Source organism: Echinicola vietnamensis DSM 17526 (genome assembly GCF_000325705.1).
Taxonomy (GTDB): domain Bacteria; phylum Bacteroidota; class Bacteroidia; order Cytophagales; family Cyclobacteriaceae; genus Echinicola; species Echinicola vietnamensis.
In genome coordinates this window covers 3,145,104-3,168,514 of record NC_019904.1, presented here as the reverse complement: position 1 = coordinate 3,168,514, position 23,411 = coordinate 3,145,104, and the positions used below count along the sequence as shown (strand labels likewise).

General features: G+C 47.5%; 12 protein-coding genes. All 12 read right to left on the bottom strand.

What is annotated here, in order from left to right; genetic code table 11:
• Positions 1 to 32: 32 nt before the first annotated feature.
• Entirely contained in the window at positions 33 to 992 is a 960-nt protein-coding gene (locus tag ECHVI_RS13015) for a glycoside hydrolase family 43 protein (RefSeq protein WP_015266461.1), read from the bottom strand.
• Between the two features lie 28 nt (positions 993 to 1,020).
• A complete protein-coding gene (locus tag ECHVI_RS13010; protein WP_245553314.1) occupies positions 1,021 to 2,463 on the bottom strand; it encodes a glucuronyl esterase domain-containing protein in 1,443 nt (480 codons plus the stop codon).
• Positions 2,460 to 4,955, bottom strand: coding sequence for a glycoside hydrolase family 95 protein (locus ECHVI_RS13005; protein WP_157501408.1), 2,496 nt, complete (start codon positions 4,953 to 4,955; stop codon positions 2,460 to 2,462). The genes ECHVI_RS13010 and ECHVI_RS13005 overlap by 4 nt, the downstream gene beginning before the upstream one ends.
• Before the next feature lie 14 nt (positions 4,956 to 4,969).
• A complete protein-coding gene (locus tag ECHVI_RS13000) occupies positions 4,970 to 6,325 on the bottom strand; it encodes a family 43 glycosylhydrolase (protein ID WP_015266458.1) in 1,356 nt (451 codons plus the stop codon).
• Positions 6,326 to 6,340: 15 nt separating this feature from the next.
• Positions 6,341 to 7,912, bottom strand: coding sequence for a glycoside hydrolase family 43 protein (locus ECHVI_RS12995; protein ID WP_015266457.1), 1,572 nt, complete (start codon positions 7,910 to 7,912; stop codon positions 6,341 to 6,343).
• A 384-nt stretch (positions 7,913 to 8,296) separates the two neighbouring features.
• Entirely contained in the window at positions 8,297 to 9,451 is a 1,155-nt protein-coding gene (locus ECHVI_RS12990; RefSeq protein ID WP_245553312.1) for an endo-1,4-beta-xylanase, read from the bottom strand.
• A gap of 271 nt (positions 9,452 to 9,722) precedes the next feature.
• Positions 9,723 to 11,861, bottom strand: coding sequence for an endo-1,4-beta-xylanase (locus ECHVI_RS12985; RefSeq protein ID WP_015266455.1), 2,139 nt, complete (start codon positions 11,859 to 11,861; stop codon positions 9,723 to 9,725).
• Positions 11,862 to 12,005: 144 nt separating this feature from the next.
• Positions 12,006 to 13,031 carry a DUF5627 domain-containing protein gene (locus tag ECHVI_RS12980; protein WP_015266454.1) on the bottom strand — a complete coding sequence of 342 codons (1,026 nt, stop codon included), beginning with the start codon at positions 13,029 to 13,031 and terminating at the stop codon, positions 12,006 to 12,008.
• Between the two features lie 54 nt (positions 13,032 to 13,085).
• A complete protein-coding gene (locus ECHVI_RS12975) occupies positions 13,086 to 14,861 on the bottom strand; it encodes a RagB/SusD family nutrient uptake outer membrane protein (RefSeq protein WP_015266453.1) in 1,776 nt (591 codons plus the stop codon).
• A gap of 17 nt (positions 14,862 to 14,878) precedes the next feature.
• Positions 14,879 to 17,899, bottom strand: coding sequence for a SusC/RagA family TonB-linked outer membrane protein (locus ECHVI_RS12970; protein WP_157501405.1), 3,021 nt, complete (start codon positions 17,897 to 17,899; stop codon positions 14,879 to 14,881).
• A gap of 40 nt (positions 17,900 to 17,939) precedes the next feature.
• Positions 17,940 to 19,838, bottom strand: coding sequence for a RagB/SusD family nutrient uptake outer membrane protein (locus ECHVI_RS12965; protein ID WP_015266451.1), 1,899 nt, complete (start codon positions 19,836 to 19,838; stop codon positions 17,940 to 17,942).
• Positions 19,839 to 19,851: 13 nt separating this feature from the next.
• On the bottom strand, positions 19,852 to 23,298 hold the full coding sequence (locus tag ECHVI_RS12960) for a SusC/RagA family TonB-linked outer membrane protein (protein WP_245553310.1): 3,447 nt from the start codon (positions 23,296 to 23,298) through the stop codon (positions 19,852 to 19,854).
• Between the last annotated feature and the right edge of the window lie 113 nt (positions 23,299 to 23,411).

The window sequence follows — 23,411 nt, the reverse complement described above, 5'->3', positions numbered from 1 at the left end:
CTCTTCTTTTATGTCTTGATACATATGGATAATCACTCTGCCGGAAGTACTCCCTCTTTTGTCTGCGTCACTTTCCGGATGGTGCCGTCTTCATTATAATGCATATAATCTACACAGATGGAGCGTCTATAACTGCCTCCGGTGGGAAGTGTCCCATTATGGTAAAAGAAATAATCTTTTCCCTTATAGGTGGCTATTCCAGAATGAACGGTAAAGCAGTTGGGGACATTTTCCATGATGATTCCCTGGTAGTTCCACGGGCCTTCGGGACTTGAGGCAGTACAGTATTCTATCATTTCTGGTTTTGTGCCGGCGCTGGCATACACCAAATAATACAGATCTTGCCGTTTGTACACCCAAGGGCCTTCGATAAAATGCTTAGGCTTGAAGTGATGGATCGGACCGTCCAGCTCCACCATATTGTCTTTGAGCTTGGCCCATTTACAGCTTCCATTTCCCCAATAAAGATACGCCTGGCCATCGTCATCGATAAAAACTGCCGGATCGATATCATCCCAACCGTGCTCATTATCAGTAGTCATTTCATTGACGATCAATGCTTTTCCCAAAGCATCCTTGAAGGGACCAGTAGGACTATCAGACACGGCTACCCCAATGGCTGCACCGCCATTGCTGTTTTCATCTTTTTTATGAAAGGTGGATACATACCAATAGAACTTACCATCTTTCTCTACACAATGGGCGGCATAGGCATCACCAGTGGCCCAAGAAAATGATTTTGGGGAAAGCGGAGCACCATGATTGGTCCAATTCACCATATCAGTAGACGAAAACACCAACCAGTCTTTCATCTGATAGTTTGTGGCTTCCACGGAAGCGGTATCGTGGCTCGTGTACAGGAATACGGTATCCTGATAAACGATCGGAGCAGGATCGGCTGTGAATACATCGGTGATGATAGGGTTTTGGGAATATGATTTCCCGAAAAACCCTAAGCAAAAAAGGAAAGTTAAATAAAAGGTAGATTTCATTTCAACAGCTTTTTATATTTTAAATTATTTATAGCCCTGTATTCCAATATCGTGAAGCCCAAGCAATCCAAGTACTCCAGTTGGGGCCTGTAGAATGGCCTCCTGCATGCTGCCGGAAAGCCACTTCACCATCAGTCAAGGCAGTGCCCATTTCTGGGAATTCCGAGGTTCCAAGACCTTTCTTGCCCAAAAGTTCATACACAGGACTTGCTTGGACTCCTCCCAAAAACATCCCTCTGGCATCCACCCATTGCCCCTCGATAAAAGGCGACCCCACACTGATAAACACAGGCCGTGGAGCACAAAGGGCCAGTAGGGAATGTGCATCCACAGGTAAATCATCTACCGCCAGGTCACTACCATATTTCAAGAAATTCCCGCAAAACCAATGGTATTCGGCTGAAGAGGTCAAGTTTTCCACCTGCTCTCCAAAGTTCCTCCTCAGGATGGATGCTCCTCCGGCGCCAGAGGAACCTATAAATCCAAGTGAAAACCTGTTATCAAAGGCCATCGTGACCAAGGCTGCTTTTCCGTACCGCGATGTACCTTCGATGCCAATCCTAGAAGCATCCACATTCGGGTCACTTTCAAAATAATCCATGGCCTGACTGGCTCCCCATGCCCAAGCACGAAGTACTCCCCACTGTTCAGGTCTCCGGAATTTCCCCTTGTTGGCCAATCCGATAATTCCAGTTCGCAATCCAGCACCATGATCCGGTTGGATACTTGAAGGAACCAATACGGCGTACCCCCAACCTTTAGCCAGCAATTGCTGTTTCCAACGGGGTTCGTAAGGGGACATGAAATAACTGGCGGGCTCCGCCGAAGGATTGCCAAATGGCCACCGGATGAATCCAAACTCCATCACCAATGGAACCTCCGCTGTAACTGCAGTAGGTACTCCCACAAGCAACTCGATTTGTACATCAATTTCGGGATGGCTCGCATTGTCCACTTTGCCGACCAATAATCTTTCGGTCACCGGAAAATTTGCAATTACGGTATCTTTCTCCGAGACCACATGCCAGGTCACGGCAGGTAAATTGGCGGGCAAGGCCCCATACATTTCGGTTTCTAAGTCCTGTACGATTTGAGGCCTTCTTTCTTCCTCCCAACCTCCTTGTGACGTGACTTTTTTCCCGTCCTTTGCAATAAGCGGATCTGGCAAGGAATAACTCCTCACTTTTGATTCATCAGTATTGGCGGCATTAGCAGCGGAAGGATCTCCAGAAGGCCCAGGACGCATGGCTGCCTTTAGCCCCAGCTTTTGTTTCATGTCATCGTAGTCTTGCTGGGTCAGGTTATAAAGACTGTCACGTTCCGAGACTTGGGCTTGAAGTTCATGATCCATCAGTGAAAGGACATTCAGTATGGTCAGCGTAATTGCCATTAGCAAAAGCCTCTTCTCATTTGCTCTTTTTATATGATTTGGATTGATCAGTCTTAGCATGTTACTTTTTACAAAGGTCATTTCGCATGAAGTTCATATTTCTTTCCTGGTTTGGTGGATAAATCGTATTCATATATTTCATCCAAAACCAGTGGCAATAATGTAGATGCTGAAGCAACCAAAGCCGGTTTTACTTCAGGCGTCTGAAAGAACGGATTGCTGATTTCCCCGGTAGCTGGTTGAAGTCCTTCTCCGCTCAGGGGATAATAAGAGCGAATCCTACAATAGCCTCCTAATGTAGAGCTGATGGTCACTTTTTGCGGTTTTCCATTCTTCCAGGCCATTTCCACCTCAAACCCACCTCTTGTCCTCAACCCACTCACCTTTCCTGTCTCCCATGCATCGGGCAGAGCAGGCAAAAGGTGAATGGCTCCATCATGGCTTTGAACCAGCATCTCTGCAATTCCCGCCGCACAGCCAAAATTGCCATCAATCTGAAATGGTGGATGTGCATCAAATAGATTCGGATAGGTACCTCCTTTTTGTTTGCCATCCGCCTGGATGGACGGGGACAATTGGTCCTTGATCAACTTGAGTGCGTGATTTCCATCAAGTAATCTGGCCCAAAGGTTGACTTTCCATCCCATGGACCATCCGGTAGATTCATCTCCTCTTGCCATAAGGGAAGTTTTGGCTGCCTGAAATAACTTAGGTGTATGGTAAGGTGAAATCTGGTTGGAGGGATAAAGCCCATACAGGTGGGAAACATGACGGTGATGGTCTTCTGGATTGTCCCAATCGTACATCCATTCTTGCAGCTGGCCCCATCGTCCGATTTGCATGGGTGCAAGCAGTGCCCAACTATCCTTCAACTGCTCCGCAAATGCCTTATCATCCAAGATACTGGCCGCACGGGAAGTTCTCTGGAACAAGTCTGACAGCAGCTGGTTATCCATTGTATGTCCGGCACCTACAGAAGCATCATGGTCCAGATAAGGAGCATTCTCTGGAGAAATCGATGGTACCACCACCTTCCAGCCCGTTTCCGGAGCTACTTTTAGGATATCCAAATAAAATAAGCAGGCCTCTTTTAGTATGGGATAAATGGATTTTAGATAGGTTGTATCGCCAGAAAAATCGAATTTGTCCAAAAGGTGCTGGGTGAGCCAAGCTCCTCCCATGGGCCACATACCCCAAAATGCGCCGTCCACTGGACCGGTGATCCGCCAAAGATCGGTATTATGGTGCATTGCCCAGCCACGGGCGCCATACATGTCCTTGGCTGTTTTTCTTCCTGTTTGGGAAAGTTCCCTGACCATCTCCACTAGCGGCTCGTTCATCTCAGAAAGGTGGGTGATTTCAGACGGCCAATAGTTCATCTCTGTATTGATGTTTACCGTGTACTTGCTGTCCCAGGCCGGGTTGAGCTGGTCATTCCATATCCCCTGTAAGTTGGCCGGTTGGCCTCCTGCCCGGGAGGCGGCAATCAGCAGGTAACGTCCAAACTGGAAATATAAAGCAGCCAGCCCTGGGTCGTCTCTTTTCGAAAAGTTTTCTACCCTTTTGTCAGTTGGATCCTTTTCTGCTTCACTTTCCCCCAAATCAAGCGACACACGGTCAAAATACCGGCGATGATCTTCCTCGTGTGATTTCCTGATTTGATCAAATGACTTGCCCAAGGCCTTTTCGAGGTGTTGCTTGGACAATTCCACTGCATTACCGCTGATGTCATCATATTGCTTGAAATTAGTGGCCATGGAAATATAAATGGTAGCTGAATTGGCATTGTTCACTGCAATTCCCTCACCTGTCTTGACCATCTCCCCTTTTGAATGTTTGACCCTTACCCTAGTGGCAAATTCCACCCCGCCCTTGATACCTTCATGATCACCGGAAGTGCCTGTCATAAGCAATTCCCCATTGGCGGCGTGCTGCAGCTGGAAGGGTCCGGGCCTGTCCACCAAAGCCGTAAAATGAATGGCTCCAGGCTTATCGGCAGTCAGGTGAATAACCATGACCTGATCGGGATGCGAGGCGAGAACTTGTGTGGTAAAGTGGGTATCGCCCTTCTTATAATGCGTGGTGACAAGGGCCTTTTTAAGGTCAAGTTCCCTCCGGTATTCCTTCACCTCTCGCTCATCGTCAAAATAAAGCTTTAATTGCCCCATTGTCTGATAGGGCATTCCATTGATTCCCGAAAAAAATGTCTCATTGATCCGATGCTGGGCAGCACCATATTGACCATCAAAAATCATCGATTGCACTTCGGCCAGCGCTTCCTTTGCGTCGGGATTATCGTTTCTGTGTGGACGGCCAGCATAGAGGGTGTTTTCGTTCAGCTGGATCACTTCCTCATAGGGGTCACCAAAAACCATGGCACCCAACCTTCCATTTCCTATCGGAAGGGCTTCCACCCAAGATGCTGCGGGATCATCATACCAGAGTTTGAGCTCCTGACCGGCTACTTGCCCAGGACATATAATGCTCCCATACAGGCTCACCATGCACCACACCAAAGACTTCCACCAAAACTCCATTGGCCTGAAGTTACTAAATGAATTGATTTGCTTCATTTCCTTTACTTTCCTTACTCAAAATTGATCCAATCGACCGCCACCCTTTTTCCATTTTCATTCACCAATACGAGGTCATGGATGCCGGAAGGGTTTCCTTTGACTTTTCCTTGGACTACTGTCCAGTCCTCACTCTCCGAATATCCGATCTCCGCCATGACCTGTCCATCCTCCTTTCCTGATCGCAAGGCCAATTTCCCCGCATCTTTGGCTTGGATGCGGAGGCGTACCGTTTGGACACCTTGATGGAATTCGACACGGTTATACTTCACCCAAGCTCCACCTGCCAAAGTGACTTTCCATCCCATAAAAGGCTGTGATGGGTCCAAAAAGGCTATGGAAGCTCCTTGTTCTCCAAGTGCACTGTACCTGTCCATTTGAATGTGATCGGTCATTTGGGTCACCCCAATTCCCCTAAGGGTCGGCTGCACTTTTCTAATCTCACCATTGGCTTCAAAAAAAAGGCTGTCCGCACGGATGGAGCGGTTTTTATCAAATCCCGGCGAGTAATCATTATGATGATAAAACAAGAAATGCTGCCCCTTGAACGGGATGATCGAATGGTGGTTGGTCCAGCAGCCTGTGGGAGATTCGTCCATGATGACACCTTTAAAATCGAAAGGTCCCAATGGACTGCTTCCCATCGCATACTCCAAACGCTCGGTTTTATTGGCCACATGGGGATAGGTGAGGTAATAGGTGTCGTTCCTCTTGACCATATACGGTCCCTCTTTTAACCCTTGATCTGGAAGTTCCTTCAGGATTACAGGATCTCCCGCCAGCTCAAGCATATTATCCTTAAGTTTTGCTCCATAAATATGCTCTTGGGACCAATAAAGGTAGGCTTGGCCATCATCATCAATAAACACATTGGGATCTATTCCCTTCACTCCTTCAATCGGCTGATCTTGGGGAACGAAGGGGCCTGCGGGATGATTGGCCACGGCCACTCCTATGGTAAAGCCCTTGCCATTAATGCTGGACTCCTGGCCGTGATCAGGAAAATAAAAATAGTATTTTCCGTTCCGCTCGATACAGTCCGGCGCCCACATGCTGTTGGCGGAGGGATTGCCCCAAGGTACATTTTCTTGGCTGAGGATAACGCCATGGTCCGTCCATTCCGTGAGGTTATCAGAAGAAAAAACATGGTAATCCTGCATGCAGAACCAGTTTTCCCTTCCGTTATTTTCTTCACAATAAATATCGTGAGAAGGATATACATAAATCCTATCCCCCACCACCATGGCTGATGGATCAGCGGTAAACTGATCCCTTACCAGAGGGTTTTGGGCGTGGACAGTACTTCCATAAAAAGAGAATAAAATCAATATCCATCGGTAGCATTTGTTAGCAGTTAATTTAGGCATCATATAGTTGGCATGTGGTTAGCGTCGTGTATCGGTAATGTGAAAGAAGTCGAAATCGACATGGCCTCCTGGCGATTTGGTGGCGTAGTTAAACAACCCAAACCGGTAACCCATAAAATGGGGAAGGGTATATTTCATGTGCAAAGTGGATCCGATAGGCTTCCAGTCTTTTCCGTCCAAGCTGTAATAGAAGTTGGCTTCATCCTTTCGTTCGGTAAAATCACCGGTGGCTTTCAGGTAAACAGTGTTGGCATGGAATGGAATTCGTTCGATTTCTTCCGGTTCTCCCGCATCGGCATTGACCATGACAAGGACCTTTTCACCATTGACTGCCTTTACCCCTACTTGGCCGTACAGCTTCTGGAGCAGGGCAAGGCCTGCAAAATCACCGTCCTTCATGTCAGAAACATCCATCTTGATAATTCCCTCACAGTATGGCCCAATAGTCCGTTGGGTCAGGGTATTCTTCGCATCCACCAACGTCTTGTCCACTCTTGCAGTGGTCAGGCGTAGAAAGCCCTTTCGCTTACGCACAGACCAATGTTCAGGATCCGGGTTATGGTTCCACTGCCAGACCAAGGGCAAGTCTCTGTCTTTCTTTTTCCGGTCAAAATCATCCGAGGCTACAATTCCTGGAATCAGGCTTTTATTAGCAGGAAGATCCAATTGATCGGGTACTTTTCCGGCTGCTCCCAGCACAGGCCATCCATCTTGCCACTGGACAGGCACTAAGTAGGGAATTCTTCCTACGGCCCCATAATCCCTAAATAAATAGGCATACCATGTACCATCTGGCGTATCGATCAGCCCTCCTTGGGCCACACCTTTGTCCTGAAGCATGACCCTCCCTTCATAAGGGCCGTTTATCTGATCTGCGCGATGCACGATAACGGTGCGCATGCCACCCTGTGGCCAAGAAATATTGAAAAGGTAATAGTTACCATCCACCTTGAAGAGTTGGGAACCTTCAGCAGGAAGCATCACATCCGGACCGGAAGGAGCCGTAGCATTCTCGATCAAAACCCGCTCTGTGCCGGGTTTGACGCCAGACAGATCTTCCTTGACCTCCACCATGCTGAGCTTTCCTCCACCCCAGATCAGGTAAATCTTACCATCATCAAAAAATAGGGTGTGGTCATGATAGGAAGGAGAAAAGGAATGCGATTCCCAAGGACCATTTTCAAGGTCATCGGTAGTGAAAATGTAGGTTTTGCCGGTAGTGGAAGAAAATGTACTGACATAGTACATTCCCTCATGATACCTCAAGCAGCTTGCCCAAGATCCTGCCCCGTAGGCATTCTTACCATTCTCCATATTGATGGCATCCACCTCTCCCAAACGGTCATAAGCGTAATTGATCAGTTCCCAATTGACCAAATCCTTTGACTTCATTATAGGAACGCCTGGGCTCATGTGCATCGTGGTACTGCTCATGTAATAGGTATCGCCTACGCGTACCATGGACATGTCCGGTACATCCGCATGGATGATGGGATTTTTTGCGGCCTGGGCCTGTGCCATCGCGGTATGACTCATTAAAAAAGCCATCACTAAAGTAATTACAGGGAGTAAACTGTTAATTTTTCTCATGTGATATTATGACTATTCGGTATGTTGCACATAGCTATATATTCTTCGGTTTTGCTTTTATGATCCCTTTTCTGTCCTTTTCCATTGATGAAAAGGACCAAAAATCTAGGCCTGTGGTACGGCTTTTAAATTGGGAATATCGATTTATATTTATATAGAAATTCTATAGCACAATTTAATTTTAAGAAAACTGTTCAGACCTAAAAATGAGCGGATCTCGCTGTTCCACGACGCGAGCTAGCTCATTTTCTTAACGACCTGCCCATTTCCTTAAAACCTGCCCCACCAAGGACCTTCCTTATACTTCGATACCATATTCTGCTTATATACAAGTACGTGCAAGATTGCGGATACACATATTTGATATTTAATCATGAATAATATTTACTGCTTGGTTAGTTTTATAAGCTTTTCCACTATTGGTTTTGCTTTATTTTCCCGATCAAAGAGCAAGGGATAATCTGTCCTGCCTCGAATCGGCCAGCCGTTTCTCCAGGAATGCTGGTCGGCCACTCCCCAAAGGGTAACCCTAGAAATCTTGTCCTGGTGCTTAAGGAATAAAGCGAAGAACTCCAGGTAACGCGCATCAAAAGCATCCCTCACCTCGTCGGGGAGCCCATTGGGAAAAGGATTCATTTTGTCCTCATAGTCAAAGTTTTTGCTGACCTCAGCCCCTTGGTCATCCCAAGGGGAAGGAAGCACGGTAAGGTCCAGCTCGGTGACCATCACTTCCACACCCAAATCGGCAAAGGCTTCAAGGCTTTTTTCAAATTCTCTGATTTCAGGATGGTGCAGGCCAATATGCCCCTGCATGCCGATCCCATCAATCTTGACGCCTTCAGCTTGGAGCTTTTTGACCATGCGAACGACCCCTTCCCTTTTCCCGGGCTCAGCCATGGAATAGTCATTATAATACAGCTCAGCATCAGGATCAGCCTCATGGGTAAACTGAAAGGCCAATTTGATAAAATCCTCTCCGATAATCTGGTAGAACTTACTTTCCCGATAACTGCCATCGTCCAAGATGGCCTCGTTGACTACATCCCAGGTATCCACTCGGCCCTTGTACCTTCCGACCACGGTATGGATATGCGTTTTCATCCGCTCGATCAGCACTTCGCGTGATACGTCCTGCCCTTCTGCATCTGTGAAAAACCACCTTGGTGCCTGGGAATGCCAGATCAAGGTATGGCCATTGATGAGCATATCATTTTGCTCCCCAAATTCCACAAACTGATCGGCTAGGTCAAACGTAAATTCCCCTTCCTCTGGCTGCAGGCGGCCACTCTTCATGCAGTTCTCCGCCACGATAGCGCTAAACTGGTCTTTAATAATCTTGGTGGCGGCAGAATCCCTGCCGGAAATCTGCCAGGCATTCATGGCTGTGCCTATTGCAAATTTATCTTCAAAGGCGGTTTTCAGGGTGCTATTTTCTTCATGTTGTGCGTTGCCTTTGCATGCGCTAAACAATAGCGCAGAAGCCAACAGGCACTTTATGGAAGTTTGAAAAACGCCTGCCATTCGTTTAGTCCTCGACATAGTCATTAAATTACTGGTTAATTTGCATTTTGCAGCAATCAATAATTGTAGGATATATTTAAATAGTATCAAACGGAATAGGCCGATCCAACTGCCGCACGGTAATCTCCTTTAACCTATCAATAGAGCGATTCCTGCCTGAAACAACGCCCAGCTCTTCATAAGCTAAAGCCCCAGTTTAGGTATTGAACCTCGACCACGCCTTACCTGATACTATCTAACAGTCCATAACGAAACACCATTGATTGCTAATTTACTAATCATTGGTGTGTTACAATCCCTGAATTCCCTCCACAAAACCAACATAAGCTGGTTTCCTATTGAGGTCAAGGTCCCAAAGCCCCTGGTGTTCTCCCGGCAGCCAATTGGCATCATCCGGACTGTCGGTAATGCCCCAGACTGTGATGCCGTACCGTTGCGATTCCGGCACGTATTGCAGGTACATGTCCACCACGTATTTGTACATTTCAGATTGCTGTTGGAGGATTTCCGCGGTCGGTGTGGAGCTATTGACCCTTACGTCCAGCTCGGAGACCTTAATCAGCTTGCCCGTGGCCGCCAGCATTTCGAACATCTTGGCAATATTTTGCTTGTTGGAATCAATGCCGATATGCATCTGTGTACCGATGCCGTCCACTTGCGCGCCTTGGCTTTCCAGATAGGCCACATAGTCGATAATGCCCTGACACTTGTCCAGGTTGTATTCCAGGTTATAGTCATTGATAAAATGAAGGTCATCGGGATTTCCATATTCCCTGGCCCATTGGAAGGCTTTGACCGCGTAATCTTTGCCCACATAGTCCTGCCAGTAAAATTCATCTGATGCCATATCGGTCTTGCCAATGCCCGTTTTCAGTTCGTGAGGATTACCGTCATCCATGGGTTCGTTCACCACATCCCAAGCTTTTACATGTGCTTTACTGTTGGTCACCATTTCGGCTATCCAGCGCTCAAGTTCACCTGAAATGATGGCTTCTTTTTCCTCAGGTGTCTTTTGTACCAGCGTGGTAGAACCACCGGAAAAAGAGGCACTGCTCAGGACCACATTATCGATGTAAACTGTGCCGGCAAATTCTCCATAACTAAAGATCAACCGGCTTCTATCATCAGCAGTGGCCGTCGTAGTGAGCTCCACCTGCTGCCATTCCTTCGTCACCATCACCTGGCCATAACCATTGGAGGAATAATCCGGACTCTGGAGCTCAGGACGGATGATGCCCTCGGCATCACCTTTTACCCAGAAGGACAATTTGTAAGCTTCGCCATTTTCCAGTGGCTCAGCAAACTCATAGGAGGTCTGCACTTCCCAGAAACCGCCAGTCACCGATGGATTGGTCACGAAAAAGGCCTTTCCTTCTCCACCAAAACCCATTCCGTCCTCTGTAATGCCACGGGTGGAGCCATTGCCCCAGCCGCCCCAGCCGGTACCTGCCTCAAAATCCCCGTCCACGACAAGGTTATTGATCATTGGTTCTCCATTGGGGTCAAAGACATACAGGTTATTGATATCCAGGTAGGTGGTGGCACCGGGCGTATAGCCTAGGTCAAATTTGATCTTGAAGGTTTCCCCTTGGAAATCGTTTACCCTAATCCGAATCTCTTTCCAAGACATGGAAGTCTGAAAAGTCGCCGAGATCTCACCGGTGGACATCCAATCCATTTCAGGCTCGTTGTTCTCCAAGCCTTCAAAGCTGATTCTTCCCTCTGCAGGTATATCAGATTTGACATAGGCCACGATCTCGTATTCATTTCCAGGGACAATGGTCATTTCAGGGGTGACCAGTTGCAGGTTTGAAGGCTCCGAAACGCTCTCCCCTGCGCTTAGCTTAAAGGCAGGCGTTCCCGTTCCCATTCCTTCATTTTGGGCGATAGCCACTTCCCCTTGGGTATCCCATCCGGAAAGGTCACCTTCCAACGCTGGCGAAAGGTCCAGTTCATTGGCAAAAGCAGGGGAATTGACCACGAGCGGTTCCAGCAAACCATTCAAGTACCCCGCATTTTGATTGGCATGCCAACAGAGCGTGTGACCATAAATGCTGGTTCCCGCCGCTGCTGCAGCTTCGTACATAGCGTTTACTCCATCCAGTAAAAGGCTGCCATCTGCTTGTACGACAGCTCCATGTTTCATACCATAGCCGGCCGTGATTTCATTGAAATTACTGTTGATCAAGCGGTACATGACTCCCTTATCCGCATATTCGGACTGGCTTACTGCTCCACCAAGGATAAAATCAGGATGGGCAATACTGTCCACATAGGACTTTAGAGGCAAATACGCATTCAATTCCTCCTGCAGGGCAATACTTTCAGGTTTTTCCACTTGGTATTCATCTGTGGGCACATAGTCCACACAAGATGTACCGAGCCCCAGAGCGAGTATTCCCAGTATATTGATATATCTTGTTTTCATATTCTTAGGTTATTGGTTATTGAGGAAAGTCAAATCCCGATTACTTGGTAGCTCCGGATTTGAAATCGGGAAAGTATCCCTCAGGAAAGGCTTCTCGAGCTACCAAAGCCGATCTTGCCCATTCTTAATTCATCATTCTCCATTTTACTTAAGCACAGGATTAAACGTTTCCATACCCACACCACGATCCCTGAGAACCAAAGTATCCACGGTGGCCACGTGCATCTGCTCCATATCGATCTCATATTCGAGGTATAACGCATCCCGATCTTGGTTTCCCCAGCTGGCCTTCTCGCCATCTTTCACAAAACGTCCTGTTCCGGTAACCGTGTAACCGTCCTCAGCAGCAGAAATGGTACAATTTCCCTCATCATTGAAAGTCAGCAGGAGATCCGCGGAAACGTTCACTCCTCCCTCTCCGGTCAAGGTAAGCGGAAACACCACTTCGGTCATGGACCGCGTTACCAATTCATTGATTTCATCATCCACCACATTTTCTTCATGGCGGACCAACGTTTCATCTATAATGGCTGGATTTTTACCCGTAATGACATCCCTGCCCCTACGCAGGTAATTGCCGTGCCATTCATTGATGTATTTGACGGCATAAAGCGTAAAGTCCTTGGGAGCAGGAAACCAGTCATCCGCTATCGCTCTTTTGGGATTTTCTACCACGGGAGTGCCGGACAATACCGAATCCGCGTTCATCACTTCCGTGATCCTTACAGGAAGGACAAAAGTTCTGTTCACTGCTCGGGGATCGCTAAAAAATGCTCCGGTAAGCTGTACTTCCACCCCTCCGGCCACTGTGCCTTTGGGGATGGTCACTGTTTCGGAATTTAGCTGGTAATATTCAGAAGAAAGCACTTGTATTTCCTCCCCACCTTCTTCAAACAGCAGCCCCTCGGCCAGAGATTCGTCCACTTCTATCTGAACGGTCACATCAGTTGGAGAGGAATAAACGCCTCCTGTGGTCACCATTAACTTGAATTTGCCTTCATTGTCTAGAGAGGTGTCAAAGATATCCTCCCCAAAGGTGATCGTCCTCACCGGAAACTGATAGGCAAAATAAACCGTTTGGTATTCGAAATCGGGAAAATCCCAATCCTGGTTTTCGCAAGCGCTGAAAACCAACGAGAATACTAGGATTAAATATATTTTATTCTTCATCTTGTTTGTTCGTTATTACCTTGATCGTTTATTCATCATTCCTAATTCACCCACTTACCAGCCTGTATTTTGCTGGAGGGCACTGAACTTTAACATCTCGCTATACGGAACAGGACCGTAGATCATATAGTCTTGATACACACGGTTTTCCACATCTATAACGGAATAATCATCCTCATTTTGGATCCGCATTCCCTGGGCCGTTTCGGTCAGGTCTGCGCCCCATCTTCTCAAGTCCCAAAAACGGAACCCTTCAAAGCTCAGCTCCAATCGCCTTTCGTTTCTGATCAATTGGCGCATGGCCTCCTGATCACCTTTGATGGATTCCAAGTAAGCATCATTATTGTCCAATCCTATTCCAGCGCGCTGACGGATCGCCTTGATCACATCATAGGCGGAGTAGGAAAAGCTCCCGCTTGCCATGGGGCCCCAAGCCTCATTGGCCGCTTCGGCATAGATCAAAAAGAACTCGGTATAGCGCATTCTCGGCTGTAGGTGCCGCTGACCCGTGGTGGCCACTGGGTCCAGGTTTACGTCCTGACGCAGAAGTTTGCGCATGTAATACCCCGTACGCGTGGATGTTTCCACCTTGTTCAGTCCATCATTGGTATCCGAATCCAAGGCGGTATTGATGGTCTCCCCCGTCGGACCGGCAGTGCTTCCATTGAGTAGAATGAACTGAGCCAATCGTGGATCCCTGTCTGCATAAGGTGCCGCAGCCGAATATCCAGCGGCAGGATCGGTAATGGGATAGCCATTGGCCATAGGAAAGGCATCCACTAAATTCTGTGTGGGATTTACCAAGCCCTCGCCATACAGTGTTGGGGGATAATTCTGCGTTTCCAGGTTATTGGAAGGGCCACCGATAGACCCCCGCCAGAGGATTTCTGGAGGATTGTTTCCGGCTCCCAGTCCGTCGATTACCGACCTGTTATTGTACCAGGTCACGCCATTGGGATCCAACCCACTTATGCCTCCGATATCGTTGAGCAATTGACCTGCATAGGTAGCAGCATCGGCCCATTTGGCTTGGTCATTGTCCAGGTTAAAAGAAGGACTGGCAGCCAGCAAGGCAGCCTGCGCTCGGATGGCTCGTGCGATCCTTCCAGATACCAATTGCTTGGCATCATCCCCAAAAACCCTGTTATAATCATTGACTCCAATCCCGCCATCTTGGTATTTGGAAGGGATCATCGATGCATCCCCGATATTGTTATAATCCATGGGAAGTAAATCCATCGCAGTATTTAGGTCCGAATACAGCTGTGCCATACAATCCTCAAAAGTGGCCCTGGGCATATTGAAATCGGAATCTACCGATTGTGGCTCCAAAAATATGGGAACGCCCAAAAGCTCTCCTCCGGCCATTCCTCCATGTGCCTGCAACAGGTAATACATAAAGAGTGCCCTCAATGCGTAGGTTTCGCCCGTCAATCGGTCCAAAAACATTTGATTTACTTGTGGATTGGAGGCATACTCGGTATTCCCCACTTCGGTCAGCATTTCATTGAGGTATTGGATGGCGGAATTAGCAGCATTCCACCTGTCCACGGGGTTAAAATTGGATGCCCATTGTCCAGTGGCCATGTTCAGGTAGGCATTGTCCAGGTCATTGCTGACCGCATCATCCGTGGCCATTTCACTAAAATTGTAGCCATTGGTGGGAATCCTCAAATAGGCATTCAATAATAGGCCTTGTACCATTCCTGGTCTTTCCCGGATCATGTCCTTGCTTTGGATGTTTTCCACCGCCGGGTCGATCAGATCGCTGCAGCCGGCCATCAATACCAAGGCAGTAATGGCCAGTTTTATTTTAATCGTTATCTTCATCACTCTTTTGGGTCTAGTTAAAACTTCGCTTTGATACCAACATTATAAAACCTGGTCTGTGGGGCACTGCCAATATTCATCTCGAGAATTTCCCTGTTGGGTGAAATGGTCAGCAGGTTGGCGCCATTGGCATAAATGTCCAGTCCTTTCAGGAAACGCTCACCAAACATGTTGCTTGGGAAGGTATAGGAAAGCTGGACGCGAGAAAGGTCAAACCTGTTGGTGCTGTACATCCAAAAATCCGAATTCCGGAAATTATTGGCTCCATTCAAGGTGGTCAGTCGTGGATAGGTAGCCATGTCTTTTGTGGACTCTGTCCAACGCCCCCTGACCACTTCGGAATACTTATCATCGCCATTTACCCAGAAGTAATCATTGGTTTTCATGGCATACCCCCCGGTACGGGCGGTTCCTAAGGCGAAGAAGGTAAAGTTTTTATAACTGGCTGTGATGTTTACCCCCATGGTCAATGGCGCTCCGGACCATCCTCCCCGGCCGAGGTATACCTCGTCCTGAGCGTTGATGATGCCATCTCCGTTTTGGTCTTTGTACTTGATATCCCCCGGCTTGACTTCACCAAATGCTTGCTGGGGACTGTTTTCGATGTCATCGACACCCGTAAAAAATCCCATGCTTTCCAATCCCCATAGTCCATCCAAAGGCTTTCCAACTCGACTTTGATAATCAAACTCGAAATTCTCCGATCTTCTGCTGGCCTTGGTCGTATAGTAAATGCCCGAGAATCCCAGGCTCCAATCGACCTGCCCAATCCGTTTGTTCAGGTTCAGCTGGAAGTCCGCTCCTGTGCGCTGATCGTTGTTGTAGTTGATATAAGGAATCCAAGAGGATACTGGCCATCCCGTGCTGAAATAGTTGGGATAGATATTATCGTTTTGAACAAACAAGCCGGTCATCTTGCTGGTAAAAAAGGAACCATTTAGCGTAATCAACTTATCAAATAGGGAAGCATCCAACTCCACACTGATCTCTTCTCGCTTTGGCATGGCCAATTCCAGGTTTTCGCCTCTTCTCACATCAGTGGCGTAATTGTTCAGGCCATCCTTCCATTCGTACCAAGAACCCTCATCAGTATAGATCCCCTTATACAGGTAATACTCCTCGATGTCCAGATCGGTATGGAGAATCCCTCCGGATACGGACAGTCTTAGGTCGTCCAATACGCTGGATGAGACCAAGAAATCCTCTTCACTGAGCCGCCATCCAAGGGACACGGTGGGTGAGAAAGCATTCCGATTGCCCGGTGCCAACTTGGCACTATGAACAATGGCACCGCTAAAGTCCAAGTAGTATTTTTCCTTATAGTTATAACTTCCATAAAGCCCTAAATTGGCGTTACTGGCCTTGTGGTAAATGGCGGACTCGGAAGTCTGGAACCCATTGGCAATGAGCATCGTAGAAATATGGTGCCTATTGTCGATGTTTTTCTGATAGTTGAATTGTCCCGAAAAGGAAAGTGTCTGCCTGAACCAGCTATTACTTATATTTTGCGTTTTGGAGCTGGCATCTTGCCCATATTTGGCAAGGCTGGCAATTTCATCGATGCCATTAAAGTTTGTCCATGTGGGCTGGTAAACTGCATAATCGTTATTAAAAGAAAGGTTATAGGTAGTGGCATAGTCCAGTCCGAACAGGGAGTTAAAGCTCAATCCTTCCAAAACATTGCTCAAATCTGCATCGACTCCGGCATTGAACTGAAACTGTCTGCTGGTATACTTAGACGATCCTCCAGCATAACTGCCCGCAATGGGATTGGTCTGGTCCAGCTGGGTACCGCCAAGCAGATACTTGCCATCAATCAGGTGCTGGCTGCTCTGTACATAACTCTGCGAAACCTCATCATCGGGCGACAGCATATCGATCGGCACCAGCGGCGTGAAGCGGTAAGGTCTCAAGGTGGTGGATCCTCCCCAATAATCTGCATTGATCCCCCTTCCATTGTAAAAAATGGCTGCGGCATCCACTTTTGCGGAAATGTAGTCGTTCAAGTTGATGTCCACATTTCCACGCACGTTGAACCGCTCATTGCCGTTTTCGGCAGCCTGCCCAAAATCCAGCACGGAACCCTCTGTCCAAAAACCCAGGTTGGTATAGTATCGGGCCTTTTCATTGCCACCGGAAATCTCCATGGTGGCATCATAACGCGTATAGGCTTTCTGTAGATAGTCGTCCGAATAATAGTCGACATTGGGATAACGATAAGGATTGTTTCCTGAGGAATGATTATAGATGTCCTCTTCGGTATAGAGAGGGCTGAGTCCATCATTGGCCCTGGCCTCATTGTAGAGACTCATGTATTCACCCGATCCCAGGTATTTCGGATAGCTTTTGGGAACATTGACACCGGCATTGGTACGGACATCGATCGTCTGGGTATTGGCCACCCCTCTTTTTGTAGTGACTAATAATACCCCTTTTGCCCCTCGGCTTCCATAGAGTGCAATGGCATTTACGCCTTTCAGAAATGTTATTTGCGCAATTTCCGTAGGCATCACACTGCCAATGTCGCGGGGTACACCATCCACTAGCGTGAGGTAGCTATTGTTTCCCCATAGATTACCGTTATATCCTCCCACAAAAGCTTCCATCCCATCCAAAGGGTAGGTTATGTAATTCTTATTGAGGATTTCGGGCATATTGACATACGATACACCACCCATGATATCTCGCTTATCTTTGGATTGAAAAGCCACCAAGACTTCCTCTCCCTCCAGATAAGGATACAGTACGATTTCTTCCAGTCCCACATGTGCCTGAAGGATTTTGGTCTCGTAGCCTGGAGCCTCCACTGCCAGATAGGCATTGGTGGTCACTGCCAGCTTTACGGTGCCCAAGCTATCGGATACGGCCGAGTAGTCATCCAGATCACTGGTCACGATGGCTCCACGGATAGGATCCCCGGAACTGGCCCTGACCACAGGCTCAATGTTTATCTTCTTGGCATCCTGCGCCCTCAGGTGCAATGGAAATAGCACTAGAAGGACATAGCATACCGAAATGAATTTTATATATTTCATCATTTAAATTCGTTAAGTTTTACCATTGAAAAAGTCATCCCACTTACCATCCGGGGTTTTGATACAATTCCGGATAGAGGCTTACATCGGCCAGCTTTAGCGGCAGCCAATAATGCTTGGAGGTGAAATTCCGTTCGATGATTACTTCCTCTCTCATGTTCACAATTCTGTTCTCGGTAGGATCATCGGTATTGAATTCCCCCGCCCGGTCAAATTCGAATGAAGTCTTGATGGTATATGGCTCTTCTGTTAGGAGCATCCACCTACGGAGGTCATTGAAACGGTGTCTTTCAAAAGCCAGCTCCACAGCCCTTTCCCTTCGCAGCTCGGGGAGAAAATCACTTACCGATCCCAAAAACCTGTCTTGGACAAGTGCCATTCCCGCACGCTCCCTGATGGTGTTTACTGCCTCCACAGGAGTTTTTGAGAAATTAGAGGATGATGCTCCAAGACTATTGTATCCCATCAATGTAGCTTCTGCATACATCAAATAAACATCAGCCAGCCTCATATAGGGCACATTAATATGTAGGGCAGAACCCCAATCGTAAGCCCTATCGTATTCATTGGCTGACAGTGGGGAGAACTTACGCGAAGCATATCCCGATAAGCTCCCTGTCACCACTTCTCTATAACTCCCTCCCGTATACAGGTTGGCATATCGGTTGACTTCCTGATTAGCATCTGGGATGGCCCCCTGAACCACTTTTACACCGTCATACACGATAGTCTTGTAAAACCGTGGATCACGACCTTTCCAAGGGTAGTTTGGATCATATCCTGATGCCGGATCAGCTTGGGTAACATCATCCGGTAACGGTAGGCCATTGGCCATGCCAAAATTATCATGGACATAGTTGGCAGTTGGGTAGAAATTTGTCGGGTCACCTTGGTCCATGAAAGTAGGCTTATACTGCTTTGAAATCCGCCAGTGGGTATCATTGGCAACATAATAGGTTGACCTGAAAATCGCCTCTGTTCCTCCGGCCAGCGCCCAGTTTTGCCCCATGGTATAGAAATTATCATTATACTTGTCAAAAGGCAGCAAGGCATATTGGGTTTCCCCGCTTTCCACAAGCTGTAGTAGTTCTCCAAAAACATCAGCTGCCTGCTTACAGTATTCCGCGTGATACGTTTGGCTTCCTGTAGAGACCGAATTCATCAACGGGCTCCCCGCCCACAGGTAATTTTTACCCAAATAGCCCAAGGCCATGATCTTATTGATTCGCAGCTGGTTTTTGCCCAAGGTTCGTCTTCCGGCAGTCGTATCGTCCCAGTCTATTGGGAGCAGATCAGCAGCCTTTTGTAGATCTTGGGCTATACGGTCTGCACATTCATGGTAACTTAAGCGTGGTAACGTCAATTGCTCATCACTGGGCAATACTTGGTCCACATAAGGCAAGCCTCCAAAGTACTGAATGAGTGAAAAGTGAAACCAAGCCCTGAAAAACAAGAGCTGTCCTTCGATCAATTGCCGCTCTTCCTGGGTGGCATCCGTCATCAACGAGAGATTTTCCAGTCCCATATTGGCTTTGCGGATACCATACCACGCAAGCGGCCAGAGCCCCTTGTTTTTATGGTCCCTGTCCGTATTGGCTCCGTTTGCATCCAGCCAGCCATTGTTTCCAGCGCCATTTTCTACCTGCCAGGCCCAGAAGTTGCCCCGGTCGATATTATAGGACAAATGAAAGGTACCTGCAGTGGACTCGATTTCATCCTCACCCCAATTCCAGGAACTGGTATATCCGGACAAGGTGAAATTGGGCACGCAGTGGTACAACTCCTCTACATAACCTTGGAAATTAGTAAAGTTTTGGAAGGCCTGCTCCTCGGAAATAATGGATTCCGGTGCCCTTTCTAAATAGTCTTCGCAAGAGGAGACAATTAAAAGCATCGCTATCCAAATCGATCCTCTCATTAATGGTTTTATATATCTATTCATAGGATTGGCTCGTTTAGAATGTAACATTTAGACCCAAGTTGATCCTCCTTACTGTTGGATAGGCTCCTTGCCAGGATGGCCCTCCAAAGTTCGATTCCCTGTCATCTGGCATATCGGTCCACAGCAAGAGGTTGTTGCCATTGATGTAAAGTCGCATATTGCTCATCCCCATACTTCTCACCCAGTCGGACTGGAAATTATAGGCGATTTCAGCATTCTTTAGCCGGAGATAAGAACCATCGTAGAGGTACCTGGGACCATAATTATAACTGGCAGGTTGGGAACGCCATCTCGGTAAAGGTGAATCAGCCGAGGTGTTTTCCTTGGACCAATAGGTTCCTTCGTCATAGACCAGGTTCAAGCCTCCGCCCAAACTACTGAGTGAAACGTCCCGGGTCACGTTGTTCACACCATAAAACTGTACGTACAGACTCAGCCCTTTCCATTCTATACCCAAGTTGGTGCTATAGGTGTTTTGGGGAACGCCAGAAAAGCCATAAGGAGCAGAATCAAAGGCATCTACGACACCATCACCGTTAAAATCCACGATATAATAGTTCCCAGGCAATTTGGCCATGTCGTTGGTGTTGTGCTGGGGACTGCCATACAGCTCGTCCCAAGTATTGTAATATCCTGCACTGATATGACTTCTGTATTGTCCCAATTGATAGCCTGCATTCTTTTGGTAATCAGGACGCAGCTCTGGATCATCTCGATCAATCACCTGATCAATGGCATGGGTCATGGAAAAATCACCCCAAAGCCTGATCCCGCTATCAAAGGTGTGGTTCAGCCCAATGGTCAGTTCATAGCCTTCGGTCTCCACACGGCCAAGATTGGCAGCTGGGGCTGTGGCACCATAATAACTGGGAACCGAGCGGCCGCTACCCATTAGGATATCTACCCTATTGTCCCTGAACCAGTCCACGCTACCGTTGATCAGCCCATTCATAAATCCGAACTCCACCCCCGCATTGTACTTGTAAACCGTTTCCCAATGCACATTGGGATTGCCCACGGCATTTTGCCTGTACCAAGTGTAAGGACTGTCTTCTCCAGCTTGACCAATTACCCCCATTTGGGAAGTGCTCCCATAGACCCACTGGTCCATAAACAGGAAGCGTCCGCCGATATTGTCATCCCCTACTTCCCCGTAAGAAGCCCGCAACTTTAACCGGTCCACGAAGGACATGTTTTTCATAAAGTTCTCTTCGGTAATATTCCAGCCTATTCCCCCAGAGGAAAAAAAGGCAAAGCGATTTTCGGGAGAGAATTTTTCAGAGCCATTATAAGCACCGTTATATTCGATCAAGTACTTGTTTTTATAATCATAGGTAGTCCTAAATACCCAATCCTCACGATAACTAGGGATCACACTTCCTCTTGCATCCTCCTGCCTGTTCAGCAGTCCCATCAGTGAAAAATTATGGTTTCCTTCAATGCTTTTCGCATAGTTCAGTTGTAGCTGATAGAAAAGCCTTCTTTGAGATGCATTATTGTCTACACTCCCTGCTTGGTCCTGCCATGTGATTGCTTCCACGTAATCAAATCGGGTATTGGGATTTAGAATATTTGTAAAGTCCTCCTCTCCTGTAAAAGGGTTGATCCACTTGGTATTGGGACTGTTATTATCATCATTTACCCCCCTATTGGTTTCCTGAAAAGAATTGTCCACAGCCAGGGTTCCCCTGAAGTTCAATCCTTTGATGATCATGCCGAGGTCTTGCTCAAGCGAAAAATTAGTGGAAAGCCTTGTTGTGGTAATGTAATTGATGCCGCTGATGGCCAAGTTCAACAAGGAGTTGGTAACCGCATAATCATCAGGACTATACGTGCCATATGCCCCATCTGAGTACCGGGGCAAAAAGACGTCTGGTGGACTTCGATAGGCAGAGTTCCAGTAACTTTCCGGGAAGTTATACGCCCAAGGAGATTGGCGAACGCCATAAGTCCCGCCCAAGTTAACTCCCAATTTGGTAGTCGGTGTCAACTGAAAATCAAGGTTACTTCTGAAGTTGATTCTATTGAAGTTAAATCCAGCTTGGTAGCCCCTTCCTGTTTCAAATTTCCGAAAAAGGTCACCTTCGTACTGGTAATCGATGCTGGTAAAATATTTGACGAAATCCGTTCCTCCTCTTACGCCCACGTTGGCATTATAGGCCATGGCTTGGTCCTTGAAGACCACATCCTGCCAATCCACGTTTGGATATCGCTCCATTTCCTCCAGGTTGGCAGGAAACCGGTACTTCTCCCGCATGGCCTGTGGGATCATCTCATCCCAGCTGTTTGGGCTCAGGGAGAGTTCACGCTCAATGGCCCAGTTTCTAACGCCAATTGCATCATAGGAATCCAATTTCCCTGGCAATTTGGAAACCGACTTCATAGTGGTACTGATATTGGCAGTGATTTCTGCCTTGCCTTCTCGACCCCGCTTAGTGGTTACGATGATCACACCGTTTGCACCCCTGGATCCAAATACTGCTGTAGCCGAGGCATCTTTCAGTACTGAAATGGATTCCACGGAATTGATGTCCATATTGGCAAAAAACTCCGGCCGCTCTACCCCGTCCACCAAGATCAAAGGGGAATTACCATTCCAGCTGTTTTGGCCCCGGATGACGATTTGGGGCATTTCTTCCCCGGGTGTTCCCACACTGGAAGTCGTGATCACTCCGGGCAAGTTCCCAGTCAAGGCCTGTCCCACATTGGAAACTCCTCCGGTGCGCTTGAGCACCTCCCCGTCGGTCTGGGTCACTGCGCCCACGATGGTTTCCTTTTTCTGTTCTGCATAGCCCACCACGACCACTTCGTCCAAGGACTGTAGATCTTCTGCTAAAGAAATGTCAATGGTACTCTGCGAACCAACAACAACCTTCTTTTCTACAAAACCCACAAAACTGAACACGAGTGTCTCGCCCTCATTCACATCAATCGTGTATGCTCCATCGATATTGGTCACCGTCCCCCGTGTGGTTCCTTCTATGCGAACAGTAACCCCGGGAATCGGCATACCGTCCGTATCGGAGACCACCTTTCCGGTCACTTTTATCACTTCCGCAGTCGACGGGGTTTCCTTGACGGAGATATCACCGGACTTTTTCTTGGTGATATGAATGGTATTGTCCACCCGGACAAATTTCAGGGATGTTTCTTGTGATATTTCTCTAAGAACATCCGCTAAAGCTGCTCCTTTTTGGTCAATATCCAATTGAATATCCCTAAAGGAGATCTTGGCTTTGTTATAGCTAAACTGAAAGCCAGTCTGCTCTTCCAGTTCGGTTATGATCTGGGCAAGGCCTGTGGCTTCCACCTGAATGGTCACCTTCACCTCATCCAAACGCTTAAACTGGGCATTGCCTGTGTTTGCCATCAATACAGCCGTAAAAAACAACTGAAAGATAAAAGCACCCACAAAATATCTGGAAAGCATAATGATTTGCCTTAGTATTCTTTTTTCCATACTTTGTTTAGGATTTTAAGTGCATAAAACTTGAAATTGGCCTTTGTCTGGTTTGGCGATTGGATCAAAGGCCCAAAGGGCAGAAAAGGATGCTTCTCTGCCCTTTCCTTCAA

What these genes read in the sequence shown, in the direction of transcription:
- ECHVI_RS13015 (WP_015266461.1), bottom strand. Translation starts at nt 992, where the DNA reads ATGAAATCTACCTTTTATTTAACTTTCCTTTTTTGCTTAGGGTTTTTC.
- ECHVI_RS13010 (WP_245553314.1), bottom strand. Translation starts at nt 2,463, where the DNA reads ATGACCTTTGTAAAAAGTAACATGCTAAGACTGATCAATCCAAATCAT.
- ECHVI_RS13005 (WP_157501408.1), bottom strand. Translation starts at nt 4,955, where the DNA reads ATGAAGCAAATCAATTCATTTAGTAACTTCAGGCCAATGGAGTTTTGG.
- ECHVI_RS13000 (WP_015266458.1), bottom strand. Translation starts at nt 6,325, where the DNA reads ATGATGCCTAAATTAACTGCTAACAAATGCTACCGATGGATATTGATT.
- ECHVI_RS12995 (WP_015266457.1), bottom strand. Translation starts at nt 7,912, where the DNA reads ATGAGAAAAATTAACAGTTTACTCCCTGTAATTACTTTAGTGATGGCT.
- ECHVI_RS12990 (WP_245553312.1), bottom strand. Translation starts at nt 9,451, where the DNA reads ATGTCGAGGACTAAACGAATGGCAGGCGTTTTTCAAACTTCCATAAAG.
- ECHVI_RS12985 (WP_015266455.1), bottom strand. Translation starts at nt 11,861, where the DNA reads ATGAAAACAAGATATATCAATATACTGGGAATACTCGCTCTGGGGCTC.
- ECHVI_RS12980 (WP_015266454.1), bottom strand. Translation starts at nt 13,031, where the DNA reads ATGAAGAATAAAATATATTTAATCCTAGTATTCTCGTTGGTTTTCAGC.
- ECHVI_RS12975 (WP_015266453.1), bottom strand. Translation starts at nt 14,861, where the DNA reads ATGAAGATAACGATTAAAATAAAACTGGCCATTACTGCCTTGGTATTG.
- ECHVI_RS12970 (WP_157501405.1), bottom strand. Translation starts at nt 17,899, where the DNA reads ATGATGAAATATATAAAATTCATTTCGGTATGCTATGTCCTTCTAGTG.
- ECHVI_RS12965 (WP_015266451.1), bottom strand. Translation starts at nt 19,838, where the DNA reads ATGAATAGATATATAAAACCATTAATGAGAGGATCGATTTGGATAGCG.
- ECHVI_RS12960 (WP_245553310.1), bottom strand. Translation starts at nt 23,298, where the DNA reads ATGGAAAAAAGAATACTAAGGCAAATCATTATGCTTTCCAGATATTTT.